Origin of the sequence: Paenibacillus chondroitinus NBRC 15376, from assembly GCF_004000765.1 — a bacterium.
GTDB lineage: Bacteria > Bacillota > Bacilli > Paenibacillales > NBRC-103111 > Paenibacillus_E > Paenibacillus_E chondroitinus.
Genome location: NZ_BILW01000002.1, coordinates 432,207 through 452,381 on the forward strand (window position 1 = coordinate 432,207; position 20,175 = coordinate 452,381).

A 20,175-nucleotide genomic window follows, 5' to 3' on the forward strand; every position below is an offset into this window, starting at 1 on the left:
TGCCCGGCCTCCCTCCACCTGACAAACGGAACTACAGGGCGTTATTCCGGCTAGAATAGGCGGATTTAGCGCTGGAGGGGATCTACAGGGCTCTTTCTGCTCCATAGAACCAGCACTTCAACCAATAATGGCGAAATAGCGGACCGTAGTTCCCACTACCTCATCAACTGGCTGAATGTAGCCCAAATAGTGGACCACAGTTCCCCAGCACGCTGCCCAGCACCCACCTCCCGCCGCCCAATACAAAAAAACCGGCCAAATGAATGGCCGGACCTTTGTTTATTGCATGATCGCTCTCGCAACAATGACAAGATCTGCGATATCGACTTTGTTATCCATGTTGACGTCTGCTTTCTTCCCTATCGTGTCCCAATCCGCATCGCCCAGCTTCTTCCCATATGCTGCCGCAACGATCGCTAAATCACCCACGCTAAAGCCTCCCGAATTAAGGTCGGCATTGATTTTCTTCGCTTCAAAGGCCGTAATCGCCTCTGCCAGCATGTTAATGGCCGCACTTAGCTGCTCCTCTGTTGAAGCGCTATTGCCTGCAACAAGCGCAGCTTGATCAATGGCTGCTTGTAAGGCCGCTTTGGCGCCTGCCGCATAGAAGCCATCTTGATCAGCTTCAACGGCTTGATCACGCTTCGTTTGGGCCGAAGCGATCGCTGCCAAGAGAGCTGCTCTGTTCCCCGTTGGATTTGCTGCTTCCTTAAGCTCAAGAATAAGCCTGTCAACCTCAGCAAAGTTCGTTTTTTTAGTCAACTTAATCGTGTTCAATCCTTGATTCAACGTTACCGTTATGGAAGACGGATTGTAACGTCCCCAGCCGAATTGTTTGTAATCAATCACTTGATTAGCGCCATTGTTGACAGAAACATCGTGCTGGGAAATGACCGTGCCACCCGTTCCGTTAGAAGCCATAACCGTCATGGTGTACGTACCCGCGTCTTCTACGTTGACGTTAAATAAGATATAGTCGCTGCCAGCCGTGTCTACATAACCGACCACTTTGCCCCCGGAAGCGTCGTCCGAGCTGTTGACTCTTGCATTTCCGCCAAGAACAGCGTCCTCTGCCTCGTAGCTGTACAGGGAGACAGACGGCGTGCCGGATGGTTCTTGAACCAATGCGCCATATGCCACCGGTGTGCCAAAATTTGGCGTGCCATCTTGGTTCCAAGTGAATTTTTGTGCACGTACGCTACGATTACCCCAGCTTCCACCAGATTTCAGATCAGCGTGGTACACGATCCAATCCTCCGTACCATCCGGGGACTTGGTGAAACTGTTATGTCCCGGACCGAAGGCACCCGGAGTTTTGCTGAATACAGGACCCGACTTCGTCCAAGAAGCAGGATTCAGCACATCGCCATCCGTATTCGTCAACATGCCTAACGTATAATCATCCGTCCAACTGCCGCTTGCTGAATAGACGATAAAAATTTTATCATCTTTCATCAAAACTTCCGGAGCTTCATTAATGCTAGGCGGTGTGCCTATCAGCTCCCAAGCTTGATCAGGCGTAGACACCCGAACTCTAGGTCCGCTAATTGTCCAAGGATTGCTCATTGGAGCGATATATAAATTTTGACTAACATTGGTGTCGCCTTCCCAACCAGACCATACGAAATACATGGAGTTGTCGCTTTTCGTTAGGACCGTGCCGTCAATAGCCCATTTGTCTGTGGCATCTGCAATCTTTCCTTTCATCGTATAAGTCCCTTGCGCGTCTTGCGAATCGCCTTCAATCACGTACATTCGGTGATTATTATTGTTCCCATCATCCGCTGCGAAATAGATGTACCATTTCCCACTCAAATACTGAAGTTCAGGCGCCCATAGTTCCTTCGAATACATTTGTCCGGCAGGCGGTGTATAGACCGTTACGCGAGGCGCGATTCCAATATCTTGCAGGCGTTTGGTTTTCGCCACCTGAATCGAACCGTCATTCTCCGATTTGACATAATAATAGTAGCCATCCTTAAATACAACGCTCGGATCCGCCGAACCCGCACCGCTGGAGACAGGTACGATCGGGTTTTTGAACATGCCGCTATCCGTAACCGTCACCACGGCTGAAGCGCTAATGCCTCCCGCTGCCGTAACCGTAATGGTCGCTGTTCCTTTGTTTATCCCTTTCACGTATCCGTTGTTGTCAACTCTCACCGTACCTGTTTGGCTGGAGCTCCACGTCAACTGCTGGCTAGAAGCGTCTTCAGGCGCAATCGTAGCGGTCAGTTTTTTCGTCTCGTCCACTTTTACAGTCAATGTTGCCCCATCCAAAGTAACAGACTGCACACTTTTGCCTGAGTATACAGGTGTTAAGGCTTGTTTAATCAAATTCGCGTGCGACCATTTCACATGTAAGCTTGCGTCGCCCGTTGCGTGCACATACTCGACTTTAATCGGGTACTGTTGGCCGGCTGTTAAGGTAATTGTCCCGGTTTTTTCTTCTCTTGTACCGCTTGTTTTATTAACGACCAGTGTCTCGCCAATCCACACTCTAGCGATGTTGTCGCTATCAACGTAGATCGTATGCGTTCCTGTATTCGCAGGCTGCACCGTCCCCATCCATCGTGTTGAAAAATGGTCTTCGCCAATGCCGACGCTTGGATCGGAAGCTCCTGTCCCCTTCTCATCTCCAAGGTCAAAATCAATTTTTGGCGTGATGGAAGATTTGGCCAACGATGTGAATTGATCATCTTTGTAATAGTTCACGTTGAAAAGGGGCAGCGTATCGAAAGCAGCACCTGTCAACGCTTTAATATCATTGACATCCCAAGGATGTCCATCCGGATACGCGATTCCATGGAAAGGCATCGTCGGCTCCGAAGTCATCGGATTCGTGTCGGATCCCCAAGGGAAACGTGTGTTATCCCGGCCAATTCCGAACTCCCACATGACGTAGCCAATGCCTTTATTCCCATAGTGTTCCACGATGCCCGGAACGGTTTGTGTCGATCGGTTCATGGCTTCATCCGCAAGAATTCCCTTGCTGACCCCGTAAGGAGTCGGATAGTCCGCCTCATAGGGATGCCAAGTAATGAAGTCCGAAGTAGCTTCACCGCTAAATTGGCCGGCTGTTGAAGAAACCGGGTGCACGGTATCGATTTCTTTGATCCAAATTCGTGCATCGTTCATAATTTGCTTCGTGATTTGATCCATAAGACCGGTTTCGCCATTGCTTGGTTCATTATAAATGTTCCAGAAGGCAATTCTAGGATCGTTTTTATGCGCTGTTACGATGCCTTGTACGTACTCCTTCAAGTCTTGCTTGTTAGCCTCATAGTTCGCTTTCACCGCATCGCCCGGGCCTTCTACCCAACGGCTGTTATGCGCACCGTATCTAGGTGGCAACTGAGGCCCCATGACCGGATAGTCATCCCAACAATCATCAAACAAGGCAAGCTCGACCTTGATGCCGTGTTTGTCGGCAAGTGCCAGGAAGTCTTCGAGATTGGCAAGCAGCTTGGCGCTGTTATCTTTCCACAGCAAGTTATGTACGAACACCCTTACAAAATTGATGCCATACATTTGCGCATAACCTAATTCACGATCGTTGATGTCATGATCATACTCATCCCATTGTTGAATCTGGTTCACCACATTCGTTGGCACGAAAACTGCGCCTTTTACCCAAGACCAGTCATAAGTCGGCATTTGAACCTCGCCCAAGTCTTTGACAAATAGATTGTCATAGCTGGTCGCAACATAGTGCGCTCTGACACCGATTGCTCCCGTCGTATAGGAGGTATCTACCGCACTTACGATATGCTCACCATCGATATAAATATCGATATGGCTGCCTGCTGCCGTCACCTTCATATGATAGGCTCTATTTTGCTGGATCGGATATAAAATGGAGGCAAGTTCTTTCCAGTTGTTGTTGAATTTGCCCAATTGAACACGGCCATTCGAAGTGATTCCTGCATAATAACCTTTCAAATTATCTCCGCCATTGCTAGGATCCGTAACACGGAAGATTAAACCGGCATTATCGTTATTTACGCCGTCTTTCATTGTGATATCCGCTTCGTATTCAAAATTGCTGAACGAAGTGCCATCTGCGACGGATTTGTAGCCAGGACCTTTATCCGTTATTTGATAGGCTTTGCCGGATACATTCCATGTGCCTTGGTACGTCTTCCAGCCGTTCGCATTGTCGTCGTTGAAATCATCCGAGAACGTACGGCTGACTAAAGTAAACGTAGCGCTTTGCACCGCTGAATCGAGCATGCCGGTTTTGGTCGCGTAAGCTTTCACCGTCGTAGTTGCCGTCAAAGTGATAGGACCACTGTAAACAGGCGATGCAGCTGTAGGGAAACTGCCGTCTAAAGTGAAGTGGATAACGGCATCTGCTGTCGAGCTCGTCAATGTGACGATTTGCGTATTAGGGAACGTACCCGATGCTGGACTAATGACCGGCGCTGCAACTGGCAGCACAACCGCCGTCAAACGCTGCAGCGAAACATTGTCGTAGGTAACCGCTTTATCATCGTTCCAAGCTCTCAGCCCAACAGTACCTGATGCGTACGTTGCGTCTGTAAAATCAAATGCAAGCTTATCATTCACATAGATGTAAAAATGCGTCCCAACACCAATCACTTTCAGATGATTGTAGGCATTCGGGTTGACACCGCTCACAACCGTTGACGCGATTTCCGTCCAGGTGCCGGATGCGCCTGCTGTGCTCATTTTGCCGACTTCAAGCTTTCCGGCAGCGTTCATACCTGCGTAGTACGCATTAACCTTATCTACGCCGTCAGCCGGTCCCGTCGCCCGGAAAATAACTCCGCTATTGTTCACGATCGCGTCCTGCGGATTCACATCCACTTCAAACACAAAATTTTGATAAACCGCATCCACGACCGACTTTGCCCCTCTTGGATTCACAGCCATATAGCTGTAAACGCCTTGCGTTACTGACCAGGACGTCGGCGTACCAGCTGCCGCACCCATATAATTCGTCCAGCCGTCCGCAACGCCATCGCTGAAATCATCCGCGAAGACTTGCTCGCTCTGAGCGATGATATACGAGGCTGTCACCACATCCGAGACCATTTCGCCAGCTTTTTCCGCATAGGCTTTAAGGATCGTATCCGATGTTATCCCAATCGGTGATGTGTAAATCGGAGAAGTCGCATTCGGCAGCGTGCCGTCAAGCGTGTACCGAATCGTCGCCCCATCTGTCGCCGAGGTAATGGCAACGTGCTGCGCACTGTCGTAAACCCCGGACGTTACGCTGAAGTCAGGCGCAAACGTCGCTGCAGCGCTATACTCTTTGGCTTCTAGATTATCGAAGGTCCCCCCACCCCACCATGTTCGAAGGCCAATCGAACCGGAGGATGTAATCTGCTTGCCGTCGTTATCGATAAAGTCAATCTTAGGGGTATTCATATCCTCAACGAAGATTTGAATGTGATTGCCTACCGCGACTACTTTCATATGACCGCTCGCATAAGGATACGGTACTCTTTGCAGTTCCTTATATTCATTGCCACCCGCTCCGGTTACCCTGGAAAGCATAATGGTCTTGTCCACACGCAAAGCAGCGAAGTAACCATTGTAACCATCCGGCACGTTACCTGTTGGCGTTGTGACCCGGAACAAAAGCCCCGATTGATCATCATTGATCCCGGCAACTTGAAGGTCCGCTTCATAGACCAGATCTTTAAAATTTGTGCTTTCATACACTGTCTTTAGGCCAGGTGCGCCAGTCGATTTATACTGCTTGGCCGCATTAACCGTCCAACTCCCTCTGTTCCCGGCATCCGCCGACCCATAGGTTGTCCAGCCATCTGCATTGCCATCGCTGAAATCCTCTCGAAATACAGGCAATGGATCCCCTGTTGCCGCCGAAACCGAGGCAACCGGCAAATACGTGACTGCCATGCATAAGAGCAGCATATACGCCCATACTTGTCGAATCTGTTTGTGTTGAAAAGCAAATACTCTGTTCAAACGAAATCCTCCCCCTTAAATCACCTATGTAACCATGCTGTGGTTATCTTTATCATGAAGGATAAAGCACTTTTTGTATTTAGATTATTTGGTTTTCCTTTATACTTTTCAGACAAGAATCGAATTCAGAGGAAGCCATCCATCCTTTTAAAAGAAAGACGCTCCGCACAGATCCACCTCGTGATCCGTCCGGAACGTCCCCTGTTACGCCTATTGCAGAATTTTTTGCGCCATGATCGCTAAATCTTTAATGTCAATTTGATCATCGTTAAATAAATCAAATTGTTTGTACTTCTCCCAGTCCGCATCCTTGGAAGACTTCCCGTAGGCGGCGGCTAATATGCCTAGATCCGCAATGGAATATTTGCCGTCTCCATTCGTATCTCCGGGGCTGGCCGTTAGGACTGAATTCAAGAAGCTGTTCAAAGCTTCACGCAATGCCACGATCGCTTGCTCGACTTCAATTTGTGTCGATGCCGTATTATCAGCGACGGCTTTGGCTTGACTAATCGCAGACCAGAGAGCAGCCTTCGAGCCAGCAGGATAGTTTCCTGGACTTGAACCTTCTGTTGCGGTTTGATGCTTATCTTGTGCCTGAGCAATCAAATTGTTCAGGGCTGCTTTGTCAACAACCGTAGCAATTTGCAAGCTGTGCGTAACACTGTCGAGTTGTGTTTCTACGCCGTTGGCATCAGCTATAACCGCTTTCGTTAACGTGATGTTCGTGCTGCTCGGTTGGGCAATGGATTTGGCTTTCCACTTCAGTTTCAGCAAGTGATCATTGATATTACCTGCTCCCAAATTGACCATAATGATACGTACCTTACCAGGAGTTTGTAATTGATCTACAACCTTAAACCCTTCCTTCAGCTCATCTACACCTACATATTCCACTAGATTAGGGTCGTAGCTAATGTTCAAATCCTCGGCATACACACGCTCAGTAACACTTGTGAATCCTAATTCAACGTCAAACGGATCACTCGCCTGAACTTCGGCAGGTCCCGTCAAGGTTGCAGAAGCTGGCGTAGATGGTTCGGTTACAGCGGCTTGCAGCGGTCTAACGACAATATAATCCAACTCATAGAAACCGGTGCCTTTCATGAACGTGATCGTATTGGAGCCCTCGTTCAGCTCGACTTTCACAGGGATCGCCATAAACCTGCCCCAGTTTTGAGTACCCTGGAGCTTGAACGACTGTTCCTTGCCGTTCACGAGCATTTTACCTGTCGCAGCTGTAAAATCACTGCCATTGGCAAACCAGACATCAACCGTATACGTACCGGCTGCTGCGGCCTGAATATCGCCAAACTTCACATAGCTATCCGCGTAGTCAATTTCACCTACATAGCTTTTACCGGATGCATAATTGTTGTTTGTATTCACTTTTGCTTTGAACAACTCGGCTTGTTCAGCCTCATATTTAATGGAAGCGACGGCGTCCGGATTCTCGGTCACCTCCGGGAAGTAACTGACCCGCAGGTTCTCCGCCCCATATGGAACCAGCGTAATGTTCTCCGTCGGCTCTGTCGAAAGCAGCGGCCCGATTGGCGGCTCGGAGGCTTCTACATTGTTGGCCGATTTGCCCCATGCAGGAATTTTCTTCGCTTTGGCAATCAGCTTGACTGGACTTGTCGCCTGGATGAAAGGATTCTCAGGCATTGGCCCCTGCACAACCTCAATGGATTCTTCCGGATGTTCACGGTCAATCAATAACCCGTAGTTCCACGGTGTTTTGGAAAGCACGCGGAACTGGCTGAACCCAAGCGCTGTGCTATTAAATCCTGGCACTGCAGCAATCGGATTCGATTGGACTTGCCAATCTTCTTCCACTTGAAGAGAGAACACGAGTGGACCACGTTCGATCCCGACGGAGTTGTTAACCCACGTCGATGTTTTCAACTTCATCGGCACTGTCAAAACAACACGATCACCTGTCGCCCATGTTCTGTCAATCGTCAGGTATTCTCCCGCTTTCACAACAGGCTGAGCTTGGCCGTTCACCGTAACCGTCGGTTGATCCGCCCATGCCGGAATTCTTAGCTTGAGTGGAAAACTTACGGATTGTGACGTGTTCACTTCAAACCCGATTTGATCTTCAAACGGATAGTTCGTAGTTTCTTCTACCGTTACATTGGCATTCTTAATCTTGGTCGAAACGCGGCTTGGCCCGTAAGCAATAACGCCAAGTCCACCGTCATTCGTAGCTGCCCACATATTTTTCACAAAATACGGCCAACCCATGTGCATATTAAAACGGCAGCAAGGGAAACCGGAAGTCGGGGAAGGCATCATCCCGTTATCATAGTTTTGTTTGAAGCCATGATCGGCAATATTGCTCTCAACCTGATTCGGCAATGAGTAATACTGATGTAGCTTCAAGTCCTTATCCATCGCTCCTGGCAATGAATTGAAGGCAATTTTCTCAAGCGCATCACCAATGTGAGGATCCCCCAGAATCATGGCTGCCTCTTCATTACTTTGCATCCGCTCGGTAATCGCACAGAGCTCTACACCCTGCGTAGACGCAATACCCGCCAGCATCTCTGTACCGGATGGCATTCCCGTAATTTGTGTATGTTTGGTCAAATTCTCAACGCCTGCTTGGAACGCATCACGATCCACATTGTCATGTGATCTTTGATAATAAATAGCCGGCATTTTAATCGCTTCATTCACGTTAACGGAATGAGTCGGTTGGAAATCGTTCCCAAAATTTTGGAAACCATCGTTCGTAAACGTATCCGTAATCGGATACCCTTGTCCGGCCAGTGTATCGGCCAACTGCAATAAGAAAGCGTCATCCGTCCGGTTGTACAACCAAAGTACCGTATCGATATTATCGCCTACACGCACTTTGCCCCAGTCTCTGAGTGGTCTAGCCGGTAATTGAGCGGCTTGGTAGTGGAAATAGTTCGTCATGAACGTAAGCACACGAGCATCATTCGTAGCTTCATAGTAATCCTTCATGACATAAAGCGCGACCATACGTGGCCACCAATCATCGCTGCTTTTGGGACCAAAGGAACCGTCCGCCTGCTGGCTCGCCAAGATGGCTTCAATCCATTTCTGGGATTTGGCAATTAAGTTCGGATCTTTCAGCGTGTAAGCTAGAGGCACTAACCCCTTCAAATAGTAAACTGGACGCTCCCAATCCGAGTCCGGTGCTGTGCCGCCAAGCCATGCAGCGTTCGTACTTAGTTCTCCGTATAAATCCTCAGCATATCCGGTAGCCCCGTCGCGCTGAAGTTCAAGCTGCTTCAGCAGCCAGCCTTTGGCTTCAACCGAACCAAGCGGCAGCGGGATAAAAGGCGTTTGCACCAGCGGATCCTTGTTCGCTACAGGGGAGGTGAACTCCTTGTCCGGCACCACATATTCGCTTGCGATGACATTATCGTAGCTCGCCTGCGCACGGTAACTTCGTAAACCGATTCCGCCTTTTGTATATTTCTGCGGGCTGTCGTCTGTGAAGGTGAGAACGGGCTTTTGCGAATCGTTGACGTACACTTTAATATCATTTTGATACGTGACGACCTTCATGTGATAGTAACGATTCGAGTCGATCGTGTCGAACACTTTAACTTGCTTCAGCGGTGTCCAGTTATTGTTCATGCGGCCAAGTGTAACCTTGCCATCGCCGCTTAACCCGGCGTAGTAGCCCTTCACATTATCGGCCCCGGGTGTTGCGCTTTGTGTCTTGAAGAGCAGTCCTGCATCTCCCGTACCTGTATCGCTCGGCAGTTTAATATCGCTTTCCAGCGTCATATCCTGGAATTCAGCGTCCTGAGCCAGCATTTTGTAACCGTCACCTTTATTGACCGTAATGGCTCCGGATTGCAACTTCCAGCTTCCATCCACCACATTCCAATGTTCAATCGTTTGTTCTGCCGGCGTATCGAAGTTATCCGATAACAACGTATCGCCTCCCACGGATTTCACTACAATATTGTCGTACGATGGCGTTGAATTGTACATTCTAACGCCAACACTACCTTGTGTGTACGTGCTGTCAGTTTGCTGCAAAACTAACACATCATTGACATAAACGTTGATTTGGCTGCCTACTGCAGAAACTTTCAAACGATAATCCGTATTCGGATTGATGGTTACATTGGAACGCTTCAATTCCGTCCAATTGTTGCTCATGCGGCCCAGCATGACCGCTCCTGTTCCGGTCGCGCTAAGCCCAGCATAATAACCACGCACATTATCAGCGCCTGGTGTTGCGCTCACGGTTCGGAATAAAAGGCCGGCGTCTCCGTTACGATCAGCCACACGAATGTCTGACTCTATCGTAAAGTCACTCATGTCATCCTTGTTGGAGATCGCCTTATAGCCTAGGCCTTTCGCTACCGACAGCTTGCCAGCATCAATGGTCCATGGGCCCTCAATGGCATTCCATGTATCGTTTATCTTCATTTTATCGAAATGTTCCGCAAAATAGCCAGGTATTTTTTCCACTTCCGCCGCCTGCACCGGATAGGGAGATAACATGGTCAAATATAAAGCAAAAATAAGCAATTGGACGATTACCGTTTTTCCTTTTAACACAGGACACCTCTTTTCCTAAAATAAATCAAACCTTACCCCTTGTAATTAGACACAGCCACGTTGTTATGTAAGCCGTCAGCCGTCAAGCTGTCTCCTCCTTTCCATAAAGTTGAAAGCTGTTAAGGCTCCGCAAGATGCCTGATCTTTTCTTCCAGTTCCAGCGGATCTACCATGTGAAACGTATCCATGACATAGCCGTTTTTATCGATTAGAAAAACAGTTGGCAGCGCATGGAGCTGGTACAAATCAGCAGCGTGTTTGTGCTCATCCAGCAGGATTGGATACTTGAGATTGTTCTGTTTGACGAACTTCTCAATATTTTCAGGCTTTTCTTCGGTGGACACGTTAATGCCCAGAAAATCAACTTGATCCTTGTACTGTCCATACAGTTTACGCAGCGTGGCCACCTCAACCGAGCAGGCTTCACACCAACTGGCCCAGAAATGAATGACAACCGGCTTCTCCCGTTTGCCCCCAATCGTGTGATACGAACCGTCCAGTGCTTTTAAGGTAAAAGAAGGCGCTTTGACATCATTGGTGCCTGCCTTTTCCCCTGAGCTTGCCAAATTCACGATGCTCTCCAGCTTGTGGACATCCAACCGCTGCCCGTCGCCGCCTGAATCAGGTTCCGTACTTTTGTGTGCGAAATGCAGATACAATGGCAAGCAGCTTAGCAGTAGAATGCCAACTAGCACACTGATCATCTTTTTCATGCGAACCTCTCCCTGAACGTTGTTTACCCTGATTATATCCATGTGAAAAAAGGGCGTCTTTACGCGATTAGGCGAAACTTTGCGCGATTCTGACAAAAGTTCAGGACAAGGCATCTGATGGCGCAAAAAAAGACGCCCAACCCCAATAAATCCTGAAGTTAGGCGACTTTACTACCCGTTTATTCCAAAATTTTCTGTGCCAACGTGGCCAAGTCGACAAGGTCTACGCGACCATTGTTGTCCAGATCCGCTTGTTTGTACTTATCCCAATCTGCGTCTTTCGACGTTTTGCCATATGCGGCTGCAACAATAGCCAGATCGCCGATCGAGAATTTACCGTCTCCATTCGTGTCACCGGAATTTCCAGTAACAACCGACTGGTTAAAGGCTTGCAACGCTCCATTCAGGTCAGTAACCGCTTGTGCAACCTGCGCATTCGTCGCATTCGCGTTGTTAGCAACCAACGCAGCTTTGTCGATAGCCGCTTGCAACAGCGCTTTGGCGCCAGCAGGATATTGGCCAACGGCTGTACCTTCCGTTGCACCGTCATGCTTGCTTTGCGCAGTAGCGATGAGAGAGTTCAACGTTGTTTTATCGACGTTAGCAAGTATGCGAATGCTTTGCGTGGTACCGTCCACAGCCGTTTCTACACCTTCACCGTTCGCCAATACAAGATTAGAAAGTGTAATTGTACTGGTGATATCCTCACCAGTCGTCTTCGCTTTCCAATGAAGCTTCAGCAAATCGCCGTTGATACTCGTACCGCTCACATTTACGGTAATGAGACGGACCGAACCCGGCGTTACTTTCTTATCGAGAAGCTCTAAACCGCTTTTCACGCTTTCAGCAGATACAAATTCGAGTTGATTCGCGTCATACGTAACGCTTACGTCTCCTGCATACACACTTTGCGTTACACTGTTCAGGCCCAGTGTCGAATCAAACGATTGCTCGCTTGTGACCGATGCAGGTCCAGTTAACGACGCCGCAGGATCATTCACAATCGGGCCGGCCGAGAAGTAATCGAACTTAGCCGGTATGGACGTCCCGTCAGTTGCGGAGAATGCATAGAATCCTACTTTGAGATTCGATAACTGAACGGTAACAGGGTCTGCAGCCTGCTTCCAGCTGGAACCATCCCAATAATAGGTCGTATAAACGTTACCTACCTTACGGATTTGCAGGTACGATGTATCGTAACCTGGATGTGCCGCCATATGCCCGGCTTTGGTGTATGTGGCATTTTTCTCGAAGGCGGATTCCAGGGATTTCCCTGTTGCGCCGTCCGTATCCCACACATGCCCAAACTTCACATAGTTATCTTCGTCCTGCCAAACGAGCAGACCAGCTTGCTGGTAGTTCTTCCTTACCTGCGCATCAACCTTCGTTGTGATGACAAAATCGCCGTTAGGCGCGTTTTGCAAGAAAGCATTTTTCAGCGCATTGGAATTGCCAAAGCTATCGCCTGTAAGCGTTTGAATCGTTAGCTTGCCAGGGTTGGTCGTCAGACTCCAATTCGCGTTATTTTGACGGTAAATACTCCAATTGCTGTTTAGCGTGGTGCTGTCGAAATTATCCACCGTGGAGCCTTTTGGAAGCGGATCGTTTACACCAGCGAAAACTTTTTCCTTCTCGGCTGTTAAGTCATTCAGCGCTTGCTGGTAATTGCTTGCAGTAGCGTTGCTGTCGGCAAGTACATGCTTAGCGGATTGAATGACACCTTGGAAATGATCCACTACAGCTTGCTGGTATTGGCCAGGTTTCGTACCTGCGATTAGCTTACTGAAAAAGAGCTCAGCATCTTGAATACCGCCGGACAAATCGCCTGCCGTAACCGTGCCAATTAACTCGCGGTGAGCTTTGGCGATGCGGTCGAAATCGAGCTTCTCCACTTTGCGGTCATAGGACAGCAAGCCGTTAATCTCATATTCGACGTCGCTGATTTGCGTATAAACCGCTGCGCTCAAGCCAGGATTTCCTTTGAGATTTTTCAATTGGTTAATGTAATCGATGTATTTGTCCGTAATCTCTTTTTTGCTTTTCATCTCTTGATACGAGAATACGAGCGGACTCCATTCATGTCCCGGTGTATGCAGACCGAGCCCACCATATTCCCCGAGTACAGCAGCACGTGTGTCCGTTGGCTTCGGTGAATTTGGAGCCGGGTAAGCATGTATATCAACCAAGTCGCCTGCTCCGGAATCCTGCCAGCCGCTTGCGTTGTTAATTAAACGCGTCGGATCAAGGCTTTTCACATAATTGGTCGCATCCTTCGTCTGCTGTCCGCCCCAATCGAATTCGCCCCAGCCTTCGTTAAAGACGGTCCATTCAATAATGGATGGCACACTGCGAAGCTGGTCGACCATTTCTTTGTATTCCTTCAACCACTGCGTTTTGGCAGCTTGTGTGATATCCGCGCCATGATTATTTTGGCGATCCTCCAAGCTCGGCATATCCTGCCAAACGAGGACGCCCAGCTTATCCGCCCAATAGTACCAGCGAGCCGGCTCTACTTTAATATGCTTACGGATCATATTCATACCGACTCGTTTCACGGTTTGAATATCATATTTCAAAGCGTCTTCCGTCGGTGCTGTATAAATGCCGTCCGGATAAAAGCCTTGATCCAGCGGCCCCATTTGGAAGACGAATTTGCCGTTCAACAGCGGTCTTGTAATGCCGTCTACTTTCCCTAGCTTGATCTCCCTCATCCCGAAATAACTGTTAACTTGATCGACAACTTGATCCCCGTTTTTCAAGCGAACTTGCAAATCGTACAAGAAAGGATCATCCGGCGTCCATAACCTGGGATTTGGAACTGGAACTTTCAGCTCCGTACCGGCAGGACCGCTGATTCGTCCAACTTCCTGACCGTCCTTCATCGCAATGGCTTCAACAGTGAGATTGTTAGCCGCTCCCGTAGGAACGGTTAATTTTAACGTTTGACTCGTAAGATCCGGCGTCATATCCAGCTTTTCAATATGAGCCGGTGCGACAGGCTCCATCCAAACGGTTTGCCAAATCCCGGAGACCGACGTGTACCAGATGCCGCCGAGTTTTTTCACCGTTTGCTTACCGACAGCCTGATCTTCACCCATATCCGTATTATCCAGCACATGAACGATCAGTTCATTTTCGCCTGCTTTTAATTGATCGGTAATATCGAAGCTAAACGAGGTGTAGCCGCCTTTGTGCTCGCCAACCTGCACACCATTGACATAAACCGTTGTCAAATAATCGGAAGCGCCGAAGTTCAGCATCACGCGCTGCCCGTTCCAATCATTTGGAACCGTGAATGAACGCTTATACCACATGAGATTTTCTACGCGTTTAATGCCCGAAAGCACCGACTCCGCAGCAAATGGAACAACGATTTTCTCCTTCAAGGTTTGCCCGGTTGGCAGTGCCTCCCCGACCTTAGCCGACTGGAATTGCCATTCTCCGTTCAAGTTCTGCCATTTATCGCGAACGAGCTGCGGCCTAGGGTATTCTGGAAGGACATGATCCTTATCTACTTGGCTTGCCCATGGCGTCGTAATTTGATACGTAGAATCGTTTTTCAACATTTTATCGAATGCTTGAACGACTCTGCCATCCTGATCCACTAGGCCCGCTTGGCCGTCATAGCTTGCCTTAACTAACCATACATCCTTCGAATACACCGGATACTGGAAAGTAGCCACGATGGTGCTGTTATCGCCTTGTTTGAGCGCTGCCGATGCGATCGGCCAGTTGCTGCCCATGACACTGACGTTAAAATGATTAACAAATCCATCTGGAAGCGATTGCAAAGGTTTATCTAATTTAACTTCCGCCGTCGCTCCATTGACGGCTACGCTGCCCCCATAGGAGAAACCGCTTGGCGGAGTAAGCGCCTCAGTCGGTATCGCGGATTTCGGTGTGGATGGACTCGACCAGCGCATGTGAATATTAGATCCACCCGTATTCTCAAAGTATTCAACCTTAATCGCATATTTTTGCCCTGCAACCAGTGAAACCGGCGCTGCAACCTGCTCTTTATCCCAATCGTTGACCCAATGATCGATAACCAGTTTGTTGTCAATCCAAAGCCGGAAGCCATTGTCACCAATGATGGAGAACGTATAGTCTTCGGAAAACTGCGGTTCGATGAACCCGCTCCATCGTACATTCACATTATCCTGCTGACCGGTTAAAATCCCTAACGCCGTCTCCAAGTTGCCGAAATCCAAATTGGGATCAAGTACGGTTGACTTTAACGTGCCAAAGTTAAACTGCGGAGAACCCGAACTTGTGTAGTACTCCCCTTTTAAGCCATGAACGACAGGCTCATTCGCCACTTCCGCAGCTTGTGCTTGAAGCGTCATCAACGGAGCTGTTGAGATCGTTCCGAATGCACAAGCAGCAATAAGCAGCAGATTAAACGTCTTCTTTAACTTCATCCTATTCCAGCCTCCTGATTACATTAATGATGAATGGGTGAGAGCATTGAAATCTATTAGTCTCACTTTTTGCACATTAACTCCTTTCATCCTATTCATTGGAATATTACAGATACATTATGTAACAATGGAGACGGGAAGTATTTAGGTTATTCCGCCTTTTTGTGCGTTTTCTTGCCATTTCGCTTCAGATGCTTGCAGCCATGTAAAGAACAAGCGCAAAGACAAAAAGGAGGCTGCTCTTAGGCATTTCCGCCAATAAAGCCCCTCCCTGATGCGATTTCACAGTCATTTTGCCGGTAATTATTTTGCAGTCAACAGTTTATAAATCAGCATGGCCGCTTGAGCGCGATTCGTAAATTCCTTAGGATGAATGCCCTCTCCATAACCATCTACCAAGCCCATCTCCACTAGATTTGTAACACTTTGTATCGCATAGTCCGAAATCTCCGAAGTATCGTTAAACGAATCAGCTAAAGATGTCCCTTTACTTGCCGGGAGCTTATTCAGCGTTTTTAAGGTGCGAGCCGTGAGCGTCATCATGTCCTCTCTAGTTACAGACTCTCTCGGATGGAAGTTATTATACTCGTCACCTTCTACAATACCTAAGCTTCTTGCAGCAGATAAGTGCTCATCGAAGTATTCCCCCTGCTGCACATCGTCAAAGCGCTCGCCAGAACCGCCTTTTACCTCCAAGGCTCTCATCAGAAGAACCACAAAATCGGCACGCGTAACAGGCTGGCCCGGACTGAAAGTGCGCTCAGCCGTTCCATTCACAATCCCTTTCTCGGCTAGGAAGGCAATCGCTGTTTTGGCCCACGTGAAATCGCCCAGATCATCGAATGGGAACAAATCGTTAATCTCAACGGCCACTTTGGCATTCGAGTCCTGATCCGTGCTTGCTAGAATGGAATCGACCAATTTGACCTTGCCGATCGCCAGTTCCGCCTTCCCGTCATCTATCGCTTCAAACTTTAACTTGTACAAAATCTGTTCGCCATCGTCGCCCTTCGTTCGGCCTATGCGTGTGTGCGCGAGCTGAATATGGTTATCTTTCACAATGGGAGGAATCGAGAATCCAGGAATCTCCGTCGTAGCTTCTTTTAATTTAAGCTGCTTCGGATTGAAATCCAAATTGATTTCATACGCATAGACATCTTTTAGCTGATGTCCTTTTATGAGAACCTCCACATTTTCTCCTTTGGACGGCTTATCCGTAAGAACTGTCAGCGTATATGAGGGTGTATCCTCTGCTGAAACTGATGCTGAACCCCCTACTATCATCGTTGCAGCGAAAACGGTCAATAAACTTCCTGTCATCATTTTTTTTACTTTCACGTTGGAGTGCCCCTTTCCTTTCATTACCTCTAATATAAAAAAATCCGGCATCCATGTATTTAGACTATCAGGTGTAAATTTGCTATTTTCGGATATTTTGCGTAAATGCCGTTGCCATGCCCGGTCCTGTCTTGCCACCCGGCCCCGACCTGATCTGCCTGATCTGCCTGATCTGCCTCGCCCTCCCTGCCCGACCCGACCTGCATTGCCCGCCTCTTCCTCGCCCGCCCGCGCAAAATAAGGGAACTCCAGTCGCTTATTTTGCAAAAAAGCGGCATTTGACGTGCTGGAAGGAACTACAGAATCTTATTTGCCCGCCAAACTCAGTTTCGCTCCGAAAGCTGAGAAATAGCGGCCCCTAGTTCCCTCTCCCTCGCTCAACCATCTGTTTTGAACAGAATAAAGCCCTGTAGTTCCCCAACAATATCGCGTAGCTCTGAAACCAACCGCCACTGCACAAATCTACAGTAAAAAACCGGACACAGGAATTAACTTCCCATGTCCGGCTGCGGCTCACTTTTACCTCTATTTACATGTCGATTTGAGTAATTCTTCGTGCCGTGAAATGACGATATCGATGAGGCATCTATAAATTTCCGAAGCATAGTCAGGGTTCAATCCATATTGAGCTGAAAGCTTAGCAATCTTCTGAAACTGTTGATTTTCACGGCTGACATCTTGCGAGTGCAAGTGATTCTCCGCTTTATAAATGCCGACTTCTTCTGTGTATTGGAATCTTTGAGCCAGCAATTCAATGATCTTTTGGTCAACTTCGTCTATGCCATTTCTGAGTTCATCTAGTTTTGTCATCTGCTATACCTCCGCGTTTAATCCGATGTGTGCCATTTATTTGTCATCGTAATGGGAATAATTGCTCCATCCTCAAAGTGCAGCCTGTCCATACATAAAACCCTGCTTCCAGGATCAGTATCGCCTATCATTCTACGATGATATACAATGATCCACGCATCCGTTTCCGGCAAATACAAATAACCGTGATGGCCAGGTCCCTCGGCAATCGGTTCTTGTTTTTGAAGAATCGTGCCTTTATTCTCGAATGGCCCCAGCGGACTATCGCTTACACCATAAGCCACCCGATAAGTACCATTCACCCAACTTCCCATGGACCACATGAAGTAATAAAGATCCCCTTTTTTAATCATGCAGGGGCCTTCAACATAACCTTCCGGCGTGATAGAAAGGAAAGTATCCCCATTTTCAAAAGGAACAAAGCCAGTCATGTCTTCATTCATTTTCGCCACATTACAGTGCCCCCAACCTCCATAATAGAGGTAAATGGTACCGTCATCATCTTTAAAAAGATGGGCGTCAATCGGTTGAGCCGAGTGAATGAAACGATCGATCAGCGGTTTTCCTAAGTATCCTCTAAACGGCCCCGCCGGATTATCCGACACGGCCATTTCCAATCCGCCGATTTCATCATTGGACTGGATATCGTTTGATGCAAATACGAGGTAGTATTTCCCCTTATTTTCAATAATCGTCGGTGCCCAAACAGCCCTCCACACCCATGGGAAATCTGACATTTCCAGTATGGCTTCATGCTTGTTCCAGTGAATCAAATCCGTAGAGCTAAATGCATCGAGATTCATCTGGCTCGTATACTCCGTGATGGATCGCGTAGCGTAAATCCAATGCTTGCCCTCATAGGTTCTAGCTTCAGGGTCTGCATAAAATCCGGGCACAATTGGATTTGTTATTTCAGGCATCTGCGTCAGCCTCCTCGTATTTATGACTTAAAAAAGAGCCGCATAGCGCGACTCCCCCACTACCTCTTACTCGTATGTTTTCCGAATTCGCTCAGCGATCCAGTGGTTCACTTGAAAAAGATCCGCCACAGGCTGACGTGTAAAAGGTAAAGTCGGCATATATCCTGGCGGGCCGAATTCAGGCGTGAACGTTGCAAATGGCTGTGCCGGGATGATCGGGTTGTGGAACATTTCATCCCACCATGTCTCGAATTGCTGCAAATGATTGGCATACTCTGGAGCTGCCGGGTGCGGCACTTGCGGGCCTTCCTCAAAGCCGACCCTTCCATGAACATGCAGAGCTCTGCTCTTAATCAGAGCAAGATCCTCTTGCTGATCGCCCAGCATGGATTCGCATACACATGTGAAATGGCTGAAATCTGCTGTGACTTTCAGATCTGGGAACAATTTCAGCACTCTGGCCGTAGCTTTCGGAGTGAACATCACACGACCTCGATGTGTTTCGTGCGCAACTCGAATGCCAGCCGCTTTCTCCACGCGCAGCGCCTGTTCAAAAAAGCGATTTTGCTCATCTTCTGACATATAGTCTTTTCCGCTGTGAGAGTTAATCAGCACAGGAGAAAATGGCTTCGCCCGTTCGACTTGCTCTTGAAAGGATTCTTCATGATGATTGGATGTGAAAATCTGAGGTATGTATGCCAGTTGCAGTTCGCCTAACAACTCAATAAATTCATTTTGCTGCTCTTGACTTGGCATAGGCGCTTCGATTCCCACGTAGCCATGCTGCTTGGCGCGATGCAGCTGCTCGCTAAGCGAACCTGTCATGCCCCATAGCGCGTGAAAAAGATGTAATTTCAACGTATTCCCTCCATTAAATATAAAAATGGCTGATCATCGACTAGTTCGCCTCTGACCGGCCAAATACCTTTAATGGTGAAAAATAGAAGGGAATAAACTGGCGGTAAAGGGGATGAATTGCGGAGAAAAGCGGTAGTCTTTATTGTCGCGGAACTGTCTGTATACGGTCAATATCAATTACGGTTACTTTTAGAATGTGCCTTCATTCATAAATATAATCATTAGCTTAAAGACAAAGCTTCCTCTGTGATTCTTTTGATATCAACCGGTGAAGTAATTTCGTCATTCACCATATCCGGCAGGATGTTTTTCAAAAAATAATCAACGCAATGTAAAGGAATCGTATTTATTTTGATAAGAGCATCACGGTACATCTTAATGAATTCCTTCTCTGTGTTTCCCCTTTGAAGTTCAGCGAATGCTTCATACACCTGATCCATTTTATCGGCCACTTCCAAAATTAAACCTTCAATCGAATGATCTTTGCCCTCACGAAGCTGATTATGAAAAATTTCTTTAAACTCCTCAGGAATCTGCTCCTCAATAAAGTTATAGACCATGCCTTCTTCTACCTCATGGATTCCCATACGTTCAGCCCCCCATTAT

8 protein-coding genes and 1 pseudogene are annotated in these 20,175 nt (G+C 48.0%); all 9 read right to left on the reverse strand.

The genetic code is table 11. The annotated features are described in order from the left end of the window. Positions 1-279: 279 nt before the first annotated feature. Positions 280-5,958, reverse strand: a complete 5,679-nt coding sequence (locus PCH02S_RS04385) for a family 43 glycosylhydrolase (protein WP_127450420.1) — start codon at positions 5,956-5,958, stop codon at positions 280-282. 210 nt (positions 5,959-6,168) lie between these two features. Further along, positions 6,169-10,509: a family 16 glycoside hydrolase gene (locus PCH02S_RS04390; RefSeq protein ID WP_127450422.1), complete on the reverse strand. Its 4,341-nt coding sequence runs from the start codon at positions 10,507-10,509 to the stop codon at positions 6,169-6,171. A 119-nt stretch (positions 10,510-10,628) separates the two neighbouring features. Continuing rightward, positions 10,629-11,222 carry a TlpA family protein disulfide reductase gene (locus tag PCH02S_RS04395; RefSeq protein WP_164819437.1) on the reverse strand — a complete coding sequence of 198 codons (594 nt, stop codon included), beginning with the start codon at positions 11,220-11,222 and terminating at the stop codon, positions 10,629-10,631. Between the two features lie 179 nt (positions 11,223-11,401). Next, the gene (locus PCH02S_RS04400) at positions 11,402-15,643 is read right to left on the reverse strand and encodes a PA14 domain-containing protein (RefSeq protein ID WP_127450426.1); all 4,242 of its coding nucleotides are present in this window, start codon (positions 15,641-15,643) and stop codon (positions 11,402-11,404) included. Positions 15,644-15,946: 303 nt separating this feature from the next. Beyond that, a complete protein-coding gene (locus tag PCH02S_RS04405) occupies positions 15,947-16,981 on the reverse strand; it encodes an S-layer homology domain-containing protein (protein WP_164819438.1) in 1,035 nt (344 codons plus the stop codon). Between the two features lie 525 nt (positions 16,982-17,506). Further along, complete coding sequence (locus tag PCH02S_RS04410; RefSeq protein WP_127450430.1) at positions 17,507-17,791, reverse strand: chorismate mutase; 285 nt, start codon at positions 17,789-17,791, stop codon at positions 17,507-17,509. Between the two features lie 17 nt (positions 17,792-17,808). Further along, entirely contained in the window at positions 17,809-18,711 is a 903-nt protein-coding gene (locus tag PCH02S_RS04415) for a glycoside hydrolase family 43 protein (protein WP_127450432.1), read from the reverse strand. A 66-nt stretch (positions 18,712-18,777) separates the two neighbouring features. Further along, positions 18,778-19,569 carry a sugar phosphate isomerase/epimerase family protein gene (locus tag PCH02S_RS04420; protein ID WP_127450434.1) on the reverse strand — a complete coding sequence of 264 codons (792 nt, stop codon included), beginning with the start codon at positions 19,567-19,569 and terminating at the stop codon, positions 18,778-18,780. Positions 19,570-19,790: 221 nt separating this feature from the next. Continuing rightward, positions 19,791-20,150 (reverse strand): annotated as a pseudogene (locus PCH02S_RS04425) (YfbR-like 5'-deoxynucleotidase); the annotation flags it as partial. Positions 20,151-20,175: the final 25 nt, after the last annotated feature.